The organism is Symplocastrum torsivum (assembly GCF_059505465.1).
Genome location: NZ_JCACKQ010000027.1, coordinates 47,885 through 64,396, shown reverse-complemented (window position 1 = coordinate 64,396; position 16,512 = coordinate 47,885). Strand labels below are relative to the sequence as shown.

The window sequence follows — 16,512 nt, the reverse complement described above, 5'->3', positions numbered from 1 at the left end:
TACGTTAGATTGGCTCTATTAATAGTAGCCTAACTTCCGCCGAAGTCTACTAGTTATTTTACCTCTGTGGTCGAGTTATCTCGTAAGGGTGTTCGCCTGGAAAGTTATCTTAGGCTACAACGGTGTTTTAAATAGTGCTTTACTATCTTTAGGAATACTGAAAGAACCAAGCCAGATTTTTCTCTACAATCAATTTTCCACAATCCTAACATTTGCTCATGTTTGGCTACCATTTATGATTTTGCCAATTATTACAGCCTTTGAGCGTTTGCCGAGGGACTTATTAGAAGCATCTGCTGACTTAAATGCTCGACCTTTTACCACTTTTAGACGAGTAGTCTTACCGTTGGTGATGCCGGGAATCTGGGCAGGTGCTATTAGTGTATTTTCCCTCACCATGGGAGATTTTATTACCCCTAGCTTAGTTGGTGGTACTAGTGGTTTGATGTTGGGTAACGTGATTTCTTCTCAGTTTGGTGTTGCTTATAATTGGCCGCTGGGTGCTGCCTTTACATTATTTGTAATCATCATGGTTTTCTCAGCACTAGCATTAGTTTTGAGGCGGGGTGCTTTGGACAACTTTTAGGGTTTTGGATTATATGTATATTAAAACCTTCTCAAATGACAAGTGAATTAAATAGTCAAGTCGAGACAACACTTGCTGAACCCTTACAGCAGAGACAAACTACACAAAAGCCATTATTACTAGCTTCTTGGACAATCGGAGTTTATATTTTTCTCTACTTGCCCATTGTTGTCCTTATTTTGCTAAGTTTCAACAACTCAAAAATCTTGTCTTTGCCTATCAAAGGTTTGACATTCAACTGGTACAGTACTGCTTTTGGTGATGCCTCACTTAGGGAAGCATTAATTAATTCTCTACAAGTTGCAGCAGTAGCAACAGTTTTGGCAACGCTGATGGGATTACTAGCCGCTTTTGCCATCTATCGCTATCAATTTTTTGGAAAAAGTGCTTTTCGGATTGCTATCACTTTACCCATTTTATTGCCAGGGATAGTGACGGGAGTCGCAATGCTTGCCTACTTTTCTAATCTTGGGCTAGAACTGTCCTTGATAACTGTGATTCTCGGACATCTAGTTTTTGGTTTGCCCGTGGCGATGGGGCCAATTCTTGCCCGTTTAACTCAGTTTCCGCGAATGCTGGAAGAAGCGGCTTATGATTTAGGGGCAAAACCAAAGCAAGTATTTTTGGATATTATCTTCCCTTATATTCGTAGTGCCGTGATATCTGGAGCTTTGTTAGCGTTTACGCTTTCGTTTGATGAGGTTATTGTTACTATCTTCCTGACAGGACGCGAAAATACCCTGCCAATGGAAATTTGGGCAAGGTTGCGAACAGATATCACACCGGAGATTGCGGCGGCAGCAACGTTAGTTTTGCTGGCTAGTATGGCTTTAGTTTTACTCAACCAAGCCGTTACAAGTCGTGAAAATACTTAGGATTTACAAGCTTGATTTGGACGTTAACTTGCTTTGCATAAATGTCTATTTTTCTTCAAAATTAAACCTAAACCTAGCAGCAAAATACCAGTTACCCCTCTAGATTCTGGAACAGAGGCGGCAGGTTCTTCACGTAATGTGTAAGATACAATTCCTGTAGATCTGCAAAATAGCTCAATTGGATCTATACACGATCTACTTGCAAAATAAAGATTATTGTACTCTTCATTATTAATGTTGAATTCAAATCTTCTAATTCCTAAATCCCATTGGAAACCGTTAAACATTCTATTTTCTAATAAAACATTGGCTTGGTTGCGGAAGACAGGAGCACCTCCTCCATACAAATCATCTGACGTAATAATAAATCCAGGAGAGTCGGGAAAATTTTTAGATCGGGTGATATGCGTCGCTAAAATTACGGGAATTGTTTCGATTCCAGTTCCTTCTATCGTTGAGTCATCGTAGCTGAAAAAACCTGATATAAGTAAATTATTATTGAGCAGTTCGCTTTCAACTATGTCTACTGTAAAGTCATAGGTAATTGTCGCCGCTTTTGCAGGATTTGATTCAATAGCAATTAAGCTTAGGGCTATGCCAGTAGTAGCAGTTGCTAATTTTTGGTAGATACCCATGTTACTTCCTAAATTCTTTAGTCTTCAATTCTAGATTAAGGCAGCCAATATGGATTCATTTTTAAAACAAAACTCTACGCCTCATCAAGAAGCAAAATTTCATCTGCAAAAGCTTGTTTCTCTTGAAGGTGTTAGTAAGATTTATCCGTCTTCTAAAGGAGATGTCTACGCCGTTCGGGATGTAACCTTGGATGTGCAAGCGGGTGAGTTTTTCTCGATACTGGGTTCGAGTGGTTCGGGAAAGACAACAACATTACGCCTGATTGGTGGATTTGAAATTCCTGAATATGGGCAGGTTTTCTTAGGTGGGGAAGATGTGACGCTGAAGCCACCTTATCTGCGAGATGTCCATACGGTTTTTCAAAAATACGCGCTGTTTCCCCAGATGAATGTGGCGCAGAATATTGCCTGTCCGCTATCCGTGCAGGGTGTAGCGAAGGACGAAATAAAGCGTCGGGTGGGGGAGTTGTTGAGGATGTTTCAGATAGAGGAATTAAGCGATCGCATTCCCTCTCAACTTTCCGGTGGACAGCAGCAACGGGTAGCCTTAGCACGCGCCTTGATTAATCGTCCTAAAGTACTGCTATTGGATGAACCCCTTTCAGCATTGGATGCCAAGATTCGGGAGGGAGTCAGGGAAGAGTTACGCGAATTGCAGCGTAAGACTAATATCACCTTTATTTACGTGACGCATGACCAAGAGGAAGCACTGGCATTAAGCGATCGCATTGCTGTCATGCACGATGGCAAGGTTGAACAGATTGGCACACCTAAGGAAATTTACTCTCGTCCTAAAACTCACTTTGTTGCCCAGTTTATTGGTAAGGCAAATTTTTTAGTTGGAACAGTTTTAGAAACTAGCAATGAGGCGATTGTCGTAGATGTCAACGGCGTGAAACTTCGGGCGATTTCCCACAACTCCCAGCCAACAACAGGTGAAACTGTGACGTTAATGATTCGACCGGAACAATTTTACATTGGCTCTCATCCAGAAGCTGTCAATCAGGCTACAGGCAAAGTTGACAGCATCACCTACATTGGTCAACTGGTTGAGTGTCGGGTAACTACGGGTATCGGTACTCTTACCGTTACTCAGTTGGGAGGAAGGGAAAGTTATACGAAAGATTCTCCCCTCTCCCTGTACTGGAGTATCAACGACTGTGTTGTGATTCCACCGGAGGCGAAACCTTAAGATGTCTGCCACAACAAGCCTTATCCCTGATGTTCTGGTAACAACCTATCTTCAGATGACAGATGAAAACCAATTTCGTCCTGCCTTCTTAGAGGACTGTAGCGGATTGAGTGTGAAGACAATGGAGGAACCAGATGTCGCGTTTTACCGCTTCTTGTATAGTTCAGTCGGGGAACAGTGGAAGTGGCGCGATCGCCTTTTACTCGCTGAACCTGAACTTGAAGCACTTTTAGCTGCCCCCGAAACCAGCGTTCATGTCTTGTATGTGGGAGATGGTCCAGCAGGTTACGTTGAATTAGCCCAATCGGACAACTCAACCGAGATTGTTTATTTTGGCTTGTGCCCTGACTACATGGGCAAAGGGTTAGGCAAGCACTTACTCAGTTACGGCATCGTCCAAGCCTGGAATAATGGTGCTAAACGCCTTTGGGTTCACACCTGTAACTTAGATAGTCCTTACGCATTGGATAACTATATCAAGCGTGGTTTTAGCGTTTATAAAGTTGACGAACAGCCGATGCCGGAACATTATCTTTGAGTTTCAATTTACTGGAATCCAACCTTACTATTGTTATTGTTCAGATGTTCTAAACAATAACAATAGTAAGTAAGCCTTTCTGTTGAATATTAGTTGTTTTAATTCAAATCAAACAGTAAAAATGGAAAAACAAACTCACTATCCAATGATTATTGGTGACAAAGAGGTTACCAGTGGTAGTCAGGATTTAATTGACCCTGCTACAGGTCAAGTTTTTGCAACCGTGGCAATAGGAACGCCTGAAGATGTTGAGAAAGCCGTTGCAGTAGCGAAACAGGCGCAAAAGGAATGGGCGCAGGTATCCTACGGTGAACGCAGTCTAGCACTGCTTAAATTTGCTGACGCACTGGAACAAAAAGCCGAAGATTTAGCAAAACTAGAAAGCGTAAATACCGGGAAACCCCTAAAATTAAGCCAAGGTGGAGATATTCCCTTTTCCATTGACAATATTCGCTACTTTGCTTCCGTCGTGCGTCATCAAGAAGGGGCGGCAGCAGGAAGTTATTTTGGTGGTTACACCAGTATGATCCGCCGGGAACCGATTGGAGTTGTTGGTGCGATTACGCCTTGGAACTACCCGTTTATGATGGCAGCGTGGAAAATTGGTCCTGCTTTGGCGGCGGGGAATGCCATCGTGATTAAACCTGCACCCAATACCCCCATTACTACAATTGAACTTGCCAAGATTGCTCTAGAATCAGGGCTTCCAGCCGGACTCATCAACGTTGTTACCGGAGAAGCTGCCGTTGGAGAGGCAATCTGTACCCATCCTGATATTCGGATGATTACCTTCACAGGTAGTACTCGCACGGGTAAGCGGGTAATGGAGTTAGCGAGTCAACGTGCGAAACGGGTAACGCTGGAGTTGGGAGGGAAAGCGCCCTTTGTCGTGTTTGCTGATGCGGATATTGAAGCTTGCGCCCAAGGTGCAGTTGCCGCCTCGTATATGAATACTGGGCAAGACTGCACAGCAGCGACTCGTTTTTATGTTCAAAATGAAGTGTTTGACCAATTCCTAGAACGCTTTACTGAGTTGACGAAGCAAATACGGGTGGGCAAACCCTTTGATGCGGATACAGATATTGGTCCTCTGGTGAGTGCCGTACAGCGGAACAAGGTGCATGGTTTGGTAGAGGAAGCGCGGCAACAGGGGATTAAGATTGCCACGGGTGGTGAGTTACCTGAGGGTAGTGGCTTTTTCTATCCACCAACGATTTTGGTAGAAGCCCCTCAAGATGCGAACTCTGTCCAAGAGGAAATTTTTGGTCCCGTGGTTGTGGTGAATCGATTTACAGATGAGGAAAATGCGATCGCACTAGCTAATGATATCCCTTATGGCTTAGCCGCGAGTGTCTGGACAACCAATGTGCAACGGGCAATGCGCGTAACAGCCGCCCTTGAAGCGGGTACGGTTTGGGTGAATGACCATCTCCCAATTGCGAGTGAAATGCCCCACGGTGGCTTTAAGCAAAGTGGCTTTGGTAAGGATATGTCCAACTACGCTTTAGAAGAGTACACCATTGTTAAGCATGTGATGTTTGATAATACAGGCGACCAGCGTAAGGCTTGGCACTCCGTTGTTTTTGGTGATTGAGTTAATTTTAGATTTTGAAGTAAAGAGCGATAAGCCTCTCGGCATGCTTCGCTATCGCGTTTTTGAATGTAGTAAATTAATGTAGTGTGATCGCTCTTTCACTCTGACGGTAAGACTAAAGTCAAAGCGCGATTCAGAATATCCTCTTTATTAACCAGTTGCTCTAATTCATCTGGTAAATAACGTCCTTCTTCTACTTCTAGAGAAGCTTCATCAAGGGCATTCAGATAGGCATCTTCTAATGTTTCAAGTAACTCTTCAGTAGATAGATAATAACCTCCTGCTTTACGACGCTTATTTTCCCTTTTAATTTCCCGAATAGAATTACGAATTGAGACATCCCAAGAGCGAGTTGTACGATTCTCGGCTTGTTGTTTAATCAGATGCAGCAACAGAATCACAGCATAACTGCGAATTGTCTTGATTATGTCCTTTTTACCCATTTCTTCGAGGTCTTCAACAATCGCGATCGCACCTGAGATGTCACCTTTTAACAGCAAGTCTTTAAGTTCAAATAATTCTTCCATAGGGAAATATTTGCAGGATTACGGCAACTTATAACCTGATGACTAATGATTAAAGGGGAACAGAGTTACTGTTCCCCTTCAATTGTGCAGAAATTAAGTTTTTTCAGGAAGTTTCTAAGCGTTCTACTTTTTCTTTAAGTAAGCTTCCAAAGCTTCTGTTGTTAACTGAGTCATAGACTTACCTTCCTGTGCGGCGGCTGCCTTTACACGCTCATAAAGTTCATCCCGAACGCCAATCCGATAACGAATTTTACCGTTAACTTTTGTCATGGATGGTTCTGGCAGGATGACTTCATTCACCAAGCCAGTATCGGACTGCAAGTTCAGTTTTGGAGACTCATAAGCAACAGTAAACTCGCGGATTGCATCAAAACCAACGCGATCGCAAAAATCTCCAAATGATTCTTCGGGCTTGCGGTCTTGCTTGAAGTAAGCAAAGATTGGTTCCAGAAAGGATTCCAGCTCATGAGATGATACGCGATCGGTATAAGGTTCTGCTAGTCGCGTCTGATCGGCTGAACCCCCTAACCAAATTTGATAAGTATCGGGCGCACTGCCAACAAATCCTAACTCAGCCATGTAAGGTCTGGCACAACCATTTGGGCAACCCGTCATCCGCACGACAAATTGCTCTTTTTCTAAACCAAGCTTGTCCAATAGTGCCTGGATTCGGTCAATCATCCCAGGAAGCACCCGTTCTGATTCTGCGATCGCTAAACCGCAAGTGGGTAGCGCTGGACATGCCATCGAGTAGCGCGCCAAGGGGTTAATTGTTTCTGGAGTAATTGAGACACCGTGCTGGTCAAGAAGTTGCTCAAGCGTTGACTGCTGTTCCGGTTCAATATCATAGATGATGATATTGTGGTTTGCTGTAAGCCGCATCGGTAGGGCAAATTGCTGAGCGATTTCTCGCAAAGCGGTCTTGAGGCGGAAATTCCCTTCATCCTTCACCCGACCATTCTCAATCGAAATCCCTAAAAACAGTTTGCCGTCTCCCTGTTCATTCCACCCCAGGTAGTCGTGATACTTGAACGCGGGTAACGGTTTGTAGGGAGCAATCTTTTTACCAAAGTAACCCTCAACCGTTTCCCGGAACTTATCCACACCCCAATCATTAAGCAGGTATTTCATCCTCGCATGACGACGATTTACGCGATCGCCATAGTCACGCTGTGTTGCCACAATCGCCTTCATCAAGTCGTAGACTTCATCCTTCGACACATAGCCAATGGCATCCGCCATCCGGACAAACGTATCTTCTTTATTGTGAGTACGGCCTAAACCACCACCTGCAAGAACATTAAATCCTTCCAGTTCCCCTTGGTCATTCGTAATTACCACCAGACTGACATCTTGCGTATAAAGGTCAATCGAGTTATCTCCGGGTACCGTTACCGCACACTTAAACTTCCGGGGCATATAATGTTCCCCGTAGAGTGGCTCTTCTTTATCGTGGAAGATGGTACCGTTCCCATTACGCTGACGCGCCGCCTTTACTTCTGGGTCTTCTTGGGCGCTAATTGCCTTTTCACCATCCAGCCAAATCTCATAATAAGCACCCGTTTGAGGAGTCAAGAGGTCGGCAATTTTATCGGCATACTCCCAAGCATATAAATAGTCTGGGCGATTTTTGTATGGGGCTGGGGGAGCCATGACGTTACGGTTTAAGTCACCGCAAGCGCCTAACGTTGAACCCATGTTGCGGATAATGGATGCGATCGCCGTTTTCAGATTTTTCTTCAGAATGCCGTGAATCTGAAAGCCTTGGCGAGTTGTAACCCGTAGTGTATGATTACCATACTCTTCTGATAACTTGTCGAGGGTCAAATACAGTTCAGGCGGCATAAATCCACCCGGACTGCGGGTGCGTAGCATGAACTGATAGTCTTTTTCCTGACCCTTAACTCGATTATCCCGGTTGTCTTGCTGGTAAGAGCCATGATATTTAAGAATTTGAATAGCATCTTCACTAAAGTGAGTCGTGTCTTGCCGCAGCTCAGTCGCCACCGGTTCACGCAAGAAGTTGCTGCGTTCTTTAAGTCCTTCTACTTTAGATAGTTTGCGGCCTGAGGAAATCTGAGAGTTAACCATTGGAGCTACAAGTCTGAACAAGTGTACGTTATTCCCGGTAAACCGAGCGGAATTTTGGTGATTACTATAGATCTTAATCTTAGCTATGTTAGCTTTCCTAATGAAGGGAAAGGATGAAAGAAATCCTAAAATCTGTACTATAGCCGCTAGCCGCCTAACCCAAAAACCCTACAGCTAGGGTTTTTGATAGTTTACCGACTTCAGCAACACATTACTAGCGATTCATCCTGGTTCGTCAGCCCTACGAGCCATTTTAGAAGCGCTGCGGAAATCAAACGTTATATTCCCCATTCCAACTTTCAAGATCGGTTATAGGCGCTAGACTGTTGCCAATCCTATAAGATTCCTCTTGTCTCAACATTTAGTTACATTTATATACGGCTTTGTAGAGTTTTATCTCTACCTTTTTGATGGTCAGCATTAACATCTTAATCATCTAGACAGAATGAGCAGCAAACCAAGTTTTTTATTGTCCGAATTATTTTCTAAATCTCTCTGACGACAGAAGATCCGTGTTGAATAAAATAACAAACTATAGTCATGAGCAAAAAACTATAAATTGCTCCCATTTAAAAAAAACAGTTTTCTGAGTTTAATCATGCACTCTTTAATGGATTCTTCTCCCGGCATTGAACAGATATACAGCCAGTCTCTGTGTTCTCGTCAAATCTCTCGATTCCATCTCCATCAGCTTCAATCCATCAGCCGAGACTCTAAGATAAACCCACAACAGAACCGCCTCATTAAGCGATTGCTTCACGCTTGCCGAAGAGGCTGGCTTAACATTACTGATTAAGCTTAGTCCTGTAGTAGAGACTAGCTTTAACTGTAACAACAGTTTTCTTCAATAATTGTTACAGACAGGGCGCATCTTAGCAATTTTTAATGAAGGGTAGTTAACAACTTAGCTCTCACCTAGAAGACGAAATATCTTTTCTCTAGGCAGAGTATTTTGAGAAGTCGCTTTATACATTTTTTTAACATCAACTAAAACGAAAAGGACAGGCTTTATAATAGCCTGTCCTCAATTATTTCTAAACTCGCTAGAGCGCCTTTATTTGAAATCTTATTCAAATAAAGCGCTAGCGAATCTAGAAGCGGAAACCAGCACCAGCTTGAACACTCACAGCAGTATTAGGGCTATTTTGATAAGCGTCAATGCCTATTTTGGTATCACCATAAACAACAATATTTTGACCAATCTGTGCTTCAGCGCCTACTGAAACTACAGGAGCATCTTGGTTACCTAAAGGTGTTGGTTTTCCATTCTCTTCTACAAAGGAATAGCCAGCACCGACGTAAACGTTGGCATTGTTAGTGACAGGAACATCGTAAGAAACCATGGGGATAATTGCACTGGTTTCATCACTAAATAGTACAGAACCACGTACAGAAACAGGAGCTTTATCAGTTGTGATACGGCCTTGAATGTTGCCACCAAAAGTTGCCGCATCACCATCTTGTCCGCCGTTAGTAACACCGGCTGCAACCCCAGCGCCGATGTAGTTTGCATCTGTTCCAGCAGGCTTAGCAGAAGCACTACCAGCAGATAGCAAAACAGGAGCGATTACAACAGTGGCTAATGCCGAGAGAGTTAGAACAGACTTAAGTGTGCGTTTCATAGTTCCTTTCATCAACAGGTAGAGTGTATTTTTGCGTTGTTACTACTAAGGTCGTTGGAAAGAAACAAAAGGTTCCAAGAAATTACAACTTTTTTTGTAATAAGGTTCTTTTTTTAAAAGTCAAGAGGAGCGTTATATTATAGACTATGTACTAATTTCTGAATTGTGTGTCCTCTAAAGATAGAAGAAGTTCTTCCTTTGTATATATAGGTAGACAATGAGTAAGCGAACTATCACTAAAATGAATTAGTTAATCGAGTTAGTGGACTATTTTTTAATTGGCACATTCAAATCAGTTTGAGAAGCTAATCTAACTGAGATTGATTTGTTTGAGGTACTGATTGAGTAGGGTTTAATCAGGTAAGGAAAAGGGCAATTGTTCATCCCTATTCTTACGTTGTAGTCCTCATAGACTATTTTCCTTCTGTCTCACCTGCAACAAATTGACGGTGCGATCGCCTTTAAGTGCCTCTGACGGGGGGAATAACTCTGATTTCCTGATTGCCTAGCCGTGAGAACAGCACTTGAAGGTTGACACTCCAGCGTACTGGAGGGTTCAGAATGAGAGAAGGAAACGCCTTATTGAGTCTTAGATGAACCTGAAGATGAAACCTATGCAACCAATCTCCTTGAAAAGTGGATTTTTAGCGTTTAGCCTTGTTGCGATCGCATCCGTAGCAGGTGGAGTTCTCTCAGCCTGTTCAACCCCCTCAAACCAAGCTCAAAATCCTCCGGCAAGCGATGCGGGTGGAATGCCTGGGATGAATCATGACGGCATGAATCATGGAAGTGGTGACAGTGGGATGAACCACAGCATGTCTATGGATTTAGGCCCTGCGGATGCTGACTACGATTTACGGTTTGTTGATGCCATGACACCACACCATCAAGGTGCAGTTGAAATGGCAAAAGAAGCATTAGAGAAATCTCAGCGTCCTGAAATCAAAAAACTTGCCGAAGATATCATTGCTGCTCAGGAGCGTGAAATCAACCAGTTAAAGCAGTGGCGACAAGCCTGGTATCCAAAAGCTGGCGATACCCCAATGGCTTATCACGCTCAGATGGGACACATGATGCCTATGTCTCCTGAGCAGATGCAGAGCATGATGATGAAGGGAGATTTAGGGGCAGCCAATGCTGAGTTTGACTTGCGCTTCATCAACGCAATGATTCCTCACCATGAAGGAGCGGTAACAATGGCTGAAGATGCCTTGAGTAAGTCTAAGCGCCCTGAAATCAAGCAACTTGCTCAAGATATTGTCGCTTCACAACAGAAAGAAATTGACCAAATGAAGCAGTGGCGACAAGCCTGGTACAAGCAGTAAGCCATGGGACTTACGCAGTAGCTTCACTAGTGGGGTGCGTCGTGACGCACCCTACGACATATAGAGTTTGATGAATGATTTTGCTCAAATCCTGAGCTGAGGCAACAAACTGTAGTTGATTTCACGGTGTTTTTTAGAGAAGGGCAGAACTAAGATCTGCCTAAACACCTCTTTGGATGGAGCTATCCACCACCATGACACCAATGCTATCTCAGTGCCAGAATCTGCAAGAACAGGTAGAGAGTCTGTTACATCTGTTACATCAAGAGCCATCATTACGGACATCGCAGGATGTGACAGTGGTTCAGGCATCTCTCCGAAAAGCGATCGCTCCTACATTTGAGATTGTCTTTGCGGGTGCCTTTAGTGCAGGAAAGTCGATGCTGATTAATGCACTGCTGGAACGAGAACTCCTCTACAGTGCAGAAGGACACGCGACGGGTACGGAATGTTACATCGCTCATGCAGAACCTAGTCAGGAACGGGTAGTACTGACATTTTTGAGTGAGGGGGAGATTCGGGAACAGGCAGCAACGTTGTGTCAGCGATTGGGATTAGTGACGGCTAATGTTAATCAACCGGAAGTGATTGATATGCTACGCCGGGGATGTATGGCAATTCTCCAGCAGGAAGGTGGGGAGAGTAAGTCAGAGAGAGCAAAGCAAGCGAAGGCGCTAGATTTGTTGCTGGAAGGGTTTGTGAGCAATCGCGATCGCATCCACACTGTCACCAATGCCACCTACTCAATGGAGCAATTTGACTTCTCTAATCTGAAGGAAGCGGCTGGTTATGCGCGTCGTGGGAGTAATAGCGCCGTTCTCAAGCGGATTGAATACTACTGCAATCATCCCCTCTTACAAGATGGCAATGTGCTGATTGATATGCCGGGGATTGATGCACCAGTCAAGAGGGATGCCGAACTGACGTATCGCAAGATTGAAGATGAGGAAACGTCAGCCGTGGTGTGTGTACTGAAACCTGCGTCTGCTGGGGATATGACGACGGAGGAGACGGAACTGTTGGAGAAGATGCGGGGTAATCCAGGGATTCGCGATCGCGTTTTCTATATCTTCAACCGTATTGATGAAACTTGGTACAACAACCAACTGCGGCAACGCTTGGATGATTTAATTAGTTCCCAGTTTCGGGATACACCCAAGGTTCATAAAACGAGTGGATTACTCGGATTTTATGGCAGTCAGATAAAAAGTACGAGTGGACGCGATCGCTTTGGTTTAGATTCTCTCTTTGCTGCTAGCGTCAAAGGCATGGCTGGCGGGGAGGATACTCCGCAATTTGTCTATGAATTTCTTCGCTACTGTACCAACTCCGGCAAGTTATCTGCTAATCGGTTCCGTATTTCTGTCAACAATTACGAAACACCCAACCAAAACTATGTACGGATTCTTGCCGAACAAGGAACGCCACTGATCGATCAACTGATTGAGGATAGTGGGATTGAAGAGTTTCGTGCAGCGATTACTCGTTATCTCACTGAAGAAAAGCGCCCCCAACTCTTTGCGAATCTCGCTGATGACTTACAACCGTTGTGCATTAGCTTAAAGAAACAGTTACTGAGCGTTCATCGAGACTTAGATAGTCAACCCCAAGAGATTGAGGCGATGAAAGCGCGGGAGTTGGAACGTCTCAACCAAGAATTACAGCAAGTTGGCAAAGAGTTTTGTACCCACATTGCTGAAGAAGTCAATCAAGTCGTGAATAACGCTTGCCCAAATTTTGAGGCAGATTTTCGCCAACTCCAAAGCCGAATGATCCAACGCCTCGATGAGTTGCTGAATACTTTCTCTGTTGCAGAAGCTTACAGCCGTGCCACTCGCAACCATCCTCGTAATGCTACAGCACCACTACTTGCAGTTTTAGTGGAAGCACTTTATTACCTGGCTAATGAACTAGAGGATGTTTTGGTAGAGGTGTCACTTGAGGTGGCTTCTTGCTTTTTTCAACGGTTGATCGAGCAAGTGCGTCGTTCCGATTACTATAGTCACCTCTATCGCTTGCTAGGGAATGATGGGGGGATTGAGCAACAGCTAAAGGTGCTGGAGAAGCAGGTATCTCGCGCTTTGATGAGTGCAGCAAGAACAGAATGCGATCGCTTTGTGCGAGAAAGCCCTCGTTTTTACGATGAAGGCACCTTTTCAATTTACCAATTCCGGCAAACCTTGCAGCAAACCTCTCAAGGCTATGATGCCGAGAGCATGATTGAAGCTGAACCAGCAATTCGGCAATTACTAAAGTTAGATTTTGAGCCAAAAGTTTCTCAAACAATCAAGCGCAGTTTCCGCCAAACTATCAATCAAACTATCAAAACGCTGCTATTACCAATGGCAGATGAGCAGGCGGATGCAATTTTACAGCAATACAATCAGGCACGTACTTTTTTAGAGCAAACTCTGGAGAAAGAAGCGGAGGGAAAGATTAAATCTAATCGTCGTTTACAGGATGAGGTTGAGCAAAAGATCGAGGTTTATAGCCAAGCAGTAGCTGGGATTAATAGCTGTCTGCAAGGGATGCTGTTAAACAGGCATCAGTTACCTGCGATTGGAGAATCTGATTTAATAGCAATTCCTATTTCTGTTGAATCAGAGGGGTTCGATGTTAGCCCAGGCTTTGATGCTGTATCAGATTCAGATGATGTGGTAGATGCTCTAGAACCGGAGAGTTGAGGAGAAGATATCCGGGTGAGAGGAAATCGCGGCTACACAAACAAAACCCGCGTAGGCGGGTTTCAACTCTATTAGTCCGCGTAGGCGGACTTCGTTTGTATAGCTGCGAATTCTATTCGCCAAGTAGATTAGCTGAGACACCCCAAATATTAAGGTAAAATAATTTTAAGGAGTAGAGATTGATATGGAAGAAAAATTTTCTTTGCAAAACTGTGATGAGGATGATGTTTTATTATTTGGGGATGATACTTTCAAAGTAAGTAAATTCAGGAGAGCAGTAAATGCAGCATTTGGAAATAATTTAGGAGATCAGCTTAATCGTCAATTAAGCTCTTATCATGGAATAAAAATAGATAATGCAATACTAGCTCCTAAGGGCGTAAATGAGCCTTATGCGAGGTGGTTCACTGATGGTATAGACTGTGAGATGCTTCAGCTTGGCTCAAAAAGCTGGCAAAAAGGAAAAGTAAGAATTAAAGTCAGTGTTGAATTTTATGTTGAAGAAGATTCAGAACAACAACTTATTGAGTCATCCGAAATTGAATTACCAGAATCACCACTAGACGATCTTCGCCAGATGATGAACCAAGAAAATCAGCAGTCATAGTTATGGCAAAAATACCCAGAATTCCCATTCCTTCAGAAGTGAGGAAATATGTATTTGAATATCTAAATTGCCACTGGATGACATTCGTTGAATGATGAACCAGAATAGTTAACAGGAAGATTGTTTAAACTGGAGCTTGACATGGACACCAAATTTGAACAATTGGGTCAGGATGATATTTTGTCTTTACACGCGCCAACTTATGGTAGGGAATTTAATGTGTCATCTAACAACTTTGCCAGCATCTATCTCAAATCACCTGAGTTTATCGAAGTAATTAAAAGGCGCTTAAGCATAGGGGAAGGAATTAAAAATTCTTTGTTTGCTAACGGTCTAGATTCTGAAGTTTTAAGAGTTGGTAAAAAAGCTTGGCAAAAAGGCAAAGTCAGAATCAACGTGTCCGTAGAGTTTTGCCCTGATGAGCCTGAAATTGACGAAACAGCGCCAAGCAATGAAATTCCCCAACCCGAATCCCCGCTTGATGATATTCGCCAGATGATGAACCAGGAAAATCAGCAGTTATAGTTATGGCAAAAACACCCAGAATCCCCATTCCTCCAGAAGTGAGGAAATACGTATTTGAACGCGATCGCTACCAGTGCCAAAGCTGTAGTAAAACTAAGCTAGAAACTCAACTAAGTATTGACCACATTATTCCTCTTGCTCGTGGTGGTCAAAATGACATTAGTAACCTACAAACCCTCTGCATTTCCTGTAACCAGCAGAAAAAACACCACCTTGACTCCCGCTTCCGTCGTTACTTCAGTGATTGAATAAAACTGTGAGATTCTATTTAGGGTAAAGATACATCCACTGGTGAACTAGAATTAGCGAACTACGGAGCGCAAGTCTGAGGAAAGTAGGTATTGCGTCCTGCGGCTTTTGCCTGATACAACGCCGCGTCAGCAGAGGCAATCAGCATTGTTGGTTCAAGGTTAAGGTTTGGCTGGGTGCAAGCGATACCCAAACTAAGCGTAACGTGATGGCTCACAGCAGACTGAGCATGAGCAATCTCTAAAGTATTAACAACTGCCCGAATTTCTTCGGCAACTTGAGACGCACCAGCAACGGTAGTATCCGGCAAAATCACCGCGAACTCCTCTCCACCGTACCGTGCTACCAAATCTACTGAACGTCTTGCACAAAAGCTTAGAGCATCAGCAACTCGACGTAGACAGGCATCACCCGCTTGATGACCATACGTGTCGTTGTATTTCTTAAAAAAGTCAATGTCACAGAGAATGAGAGATAGCGGCAAATTCTCCCGTGCCAAGCGTTGCCACTCCGCATCAAGGTATTCATCAAATCGGCGTCGGTTGGCGACACCTGTGAGTCCATCCAGATTAGCCAGACGCTGCAACTCCCTAGTCGCTAGCTCTAGTTGTTGATAAAGCTGAGACTGTTGCAGGAGACGCCGTACTCGTTGACGCAGCACTGCCCAATGAATCGGTTTGGTGAGGTAATCAGTTGCTCCAACAGCAAACGCTCTATCTACCGACTCTTGGTCATCAAGACCCGTAATCATCAGTACAGGTGTGCGTGAAGCATCTTGTAAGCTCTTGATGTGGGTAAAAACCTCAGCATCCCGTATACTCTCACTAGCGATTAATTGCAGTTGAGTGCAGCAAGCAAAGCCATCCATCACGGGCATCAGCGCATCTAACAGGACAAGATGCGGCTGAAGGCGTTTGTAGACTTCTAAGCCCTGTTCACCATTAACGGCTTCCACGACTCGATACCCGTCTTTTTCCATAAATCTGCGTATTACTGCACGCATAGACGGGTCGTCGTCCACCACCAGAATCACTGGTGGGTCTTCGGGGAGAGAGACTACGTTCATCCTTGATATCGCTGATATGGCTGCCGTTGGGTATCTAACGTTACCTCGACCCGCTTATCGTCAACCTTTATCTGGGACACCAGCTTCAGTGCCGCATTTATCGTGCCATGCTTGCTCATGTCTTTGGGAGCCTGAGACAACTTGTATAGCCTTAATGCACCCAGTTTGGCACTACTTGACTGAAAAGTGTAAGTCCTATCAAGTAACACCATGACATTGCCCTTGTTAGCGCCTATGCTCCTCACTTGTAACAACTGAGGAGCATCTTCTAGGTAGCGATCGATTACCAGCACTGTCATCCAGCGTCTTTACTATAGTATCAAGGCAGCACTTGTAGTGCCTCTGCGTCAATGGCAGTCTGGGCTACCCGTTATATCAGAAGAGCTAACTGAATCA

Annotated in this window: 16 protein-coding genes; 10 read left to right on the top strand and 6 right to left on the bottom strand. The window is 44.0% G+C overall.

Annotation, left to right across the window (positions count from 1 at the left end):
• Positions 1-88: 88 nt before the first annotated feature.
• The gene (locus AC5JL3_RS09455) at positions 89-586 is read left to right on the top strand and encodes an ABC transporter permease (RefSeq protein ID WP_496074244.1); all 498 of its coding nucleotides are present in this window, start codon (positions 89-91) and stop codon (positions 584-586) included.
• A gap of 35 nt (positions 587-621) precedes the next feature.
• Entirely contained in the window at positions 622-1,461 is an 840-nt protein-coding gene (locus AC5JL3_RS09450) for an ABC transporter permease (RefSeq protein ID WP_496074243.1), read from the top strand.
• A 23-nt stretch (positions 1,462-1,484) separates the two neighbouring features.
• On the opposite strand, the gene AC5JL3_RS09445 is transcribed toward AC5JL3_RS09450, so the two are convergent.
• A complete protein-coding gene (locus AC5JL3_RS09445) occupies positions 1,485-2,096 on the bottom strand; it encodes a hypothetical protein (RefSeq protein ID WP_496074242.1) in 612 nt (203 codons plus the stop codon).
• Between the two features lie 49 nt (positions 2,097-2,145).
• On the opposite strand from AC5JL3_RS09445, the gene AC5JL3_RS09440 reads away from it, so the two are divergent.
• The 3 genes from AC5JL3_RS09440 to AC5JL3_RS09430 all read left to right on the top strand — a co-directional run bounded on the left by AC5JL3_RS09440 (position 2,146) and on the right by AC5JL3_RS09430 (position 5,420).
• The gene (locus AC5JL3_RS09440; RefSeq protein ID WP_496074241.1) at positions 2,146-3,288 is read left to right on the top strand and encodes an ABC transporter ATP-binding protein; all 1,143 of its coding nucleotides are present in this window, start codon (positions 2,146-2,148) and stop codon (positions 3,286-3,288) included.
• Between the two features lies 1 nt (position 3,289).
• Entirely contained in the window at positions 3,290-3,826 is a 537-nt protein-coding gene (locus AC5JL3_RS09435; RefSeq protein ID WP_496074240.1) for a GNAT family N-acetyltransferase, read from the top strand.
• 121 nt (positions 3,827-3,947) lie between these two features.
• Complete coding sequence (locus AC5JL3_RS09430; RefSeq protein WP_496074239.1) at positions 3,948-5,420, top strand: gamma-aminobutyraldehyde dehydrogenase; 1,473 nt, start codon at positions 3,948-3,950, stop codon at positions 5,418-5,420.
• Positions 5,421-5,518: 98 nt separating this feature from the next.
• Here the strand turns inward: AC5JL3_RS09430 and AC5JL3_RS09425 are convergent, their stop codons facing one another.
• From AC5JL3_RS09425 to AC5JL3_RS09415, 3 genes are all read right to left on the bottom strand, one after another.
• A complete protein-coding gene (locus tag AC5JL3_RS09425) occupies positions 5,519-5,947 on the bottom strand; it encodes a DUF29 family protein (protein ID WP_496074238.1) in 429 nt (142 codons plus the stop codon).
• A 123-nt stretch (positions 5,948-6,070) separates the two neighbouring features.
• Positions 6,071-8,038: a sulfite reductase, ferredoxin dependent gene (gene sir / locus AC5JL3_RS09420; protein ID WP_496074237.1), complete on the bottom strand. Its 1,968-nt coding sequence runs from the start codon at positions 8,036-8,038 to the stop codon at positions 6,071-6,073.
• A 1,091-nt stretch (positions 8,039-9,129) separates the two neighbouring features.
• Positions 9,130-9,660 (bottom strand): outer membrane beta-barrel protein, encoded by a 531-nt coding sequence (locus tag AC5JL3_RS09415; RefSeq protein WP_496074236.1) that lies wholly within the window; start codon positions 9,658-9,660, stop codon positions 9,130-9,132.
• Between the two features lie 614 nt (positions 9,661-10,274).
• On the opposite strand from AC5JL3_RS09415, the gene AC5JL3_RS09410 reads away from it, so the two are divergent.
• From AC5JL3_RS09410 to AC5JL3_RS09390, 5 genes are all read left to right on the top strand, one after another.
• On the top strand, positions 10,275-10,985 hold the full coding sequence (locus tag AC5JL3_RS09410; RefSeq protein WP_496074235.1) for a DUF305 domain-containing protein: 711 nt from the start codon (positions 10,275-10,277) through the stop codon (positions 10,983-10,985).
• Between the two features lie 194 nt (positions 10,986-11,179).
• Complete coding sequence (locus AC5JL3_RS09405) at positions 11,180-13,669, top strand: dynamin family protein (protein WP_496074234.1); 2,490 nt, start codon at positions 11,180-11,182, stop codon at positions 13,667-13,669.
• 184 nt (positions 13,670-13,853) lie between these two features.
• Entirely contained in the window at positions 13,854-14,276 is a 423-nt protein-coding gene (locus AC5JL3_RS09400; RefSeq protein WP_496074233.1) for a KGK domain-containing protein, read from the top strand.
• A 120-nt stretch (positions 14,277-14,396) separates the two neighbouring features.
• Positions 14,397-14,801, top strand: a complete 405-nt coding sequence (locus AC5JL3_RS09395) for a KGK domain-containing protein (RefSeq protein WP_496074232.1) — start codon at positions 14,397-14,399, stop codon at positions 14,799-14,801.
• Positions 14,802-14,803: 2 nt separating this feature from the next.
• Positions 14,804-15,049, top strand: a complete 246-nt coding sequence (locus tag AC5JL3_RS09390) for an HNH endonuclease (RefSeq protein ID WP_496074231.1) — start codon at positions 14,804-14,806, stop codon at positions 15,047-15,049.
• Between the two features lie 62 nt (positions 15,050-15,111).
• Here AC5JL3_RS09390 and AC5JL3_RS09385 read toward each other — a convergent pair whose 3' ends face one another.
• Complete coding sequence (locus tag AC5JL3_RS09385; protein WP_496074230.1) at positions 15,112-16,116, bottom strand: diguanylate cyclase domain-containing protein; 1,005 nt, start codon at positions 16,114-16,116, stop codon at positions 15,112-15,114.
• The gene (locus tag AC5JL3_RS09380) at positions 16,113-16,415 is read right to left on the bottom strand and encodes a hypothetical protein (RefSeq protein ID WP_496074229.1); all 303 of its coding nucleotides are present in this window, start codon (positions 16,413-16,415) and stop codon (positions 16,113-16,115) included. The genes AC5JL3_RS09385 and AC5JL3_RS09380 overlap by 4 nt, the downstream gene beginning before the upstream one ends.
• Positions 16,416-16,512 lie beyond the last annotated feature (97 nt).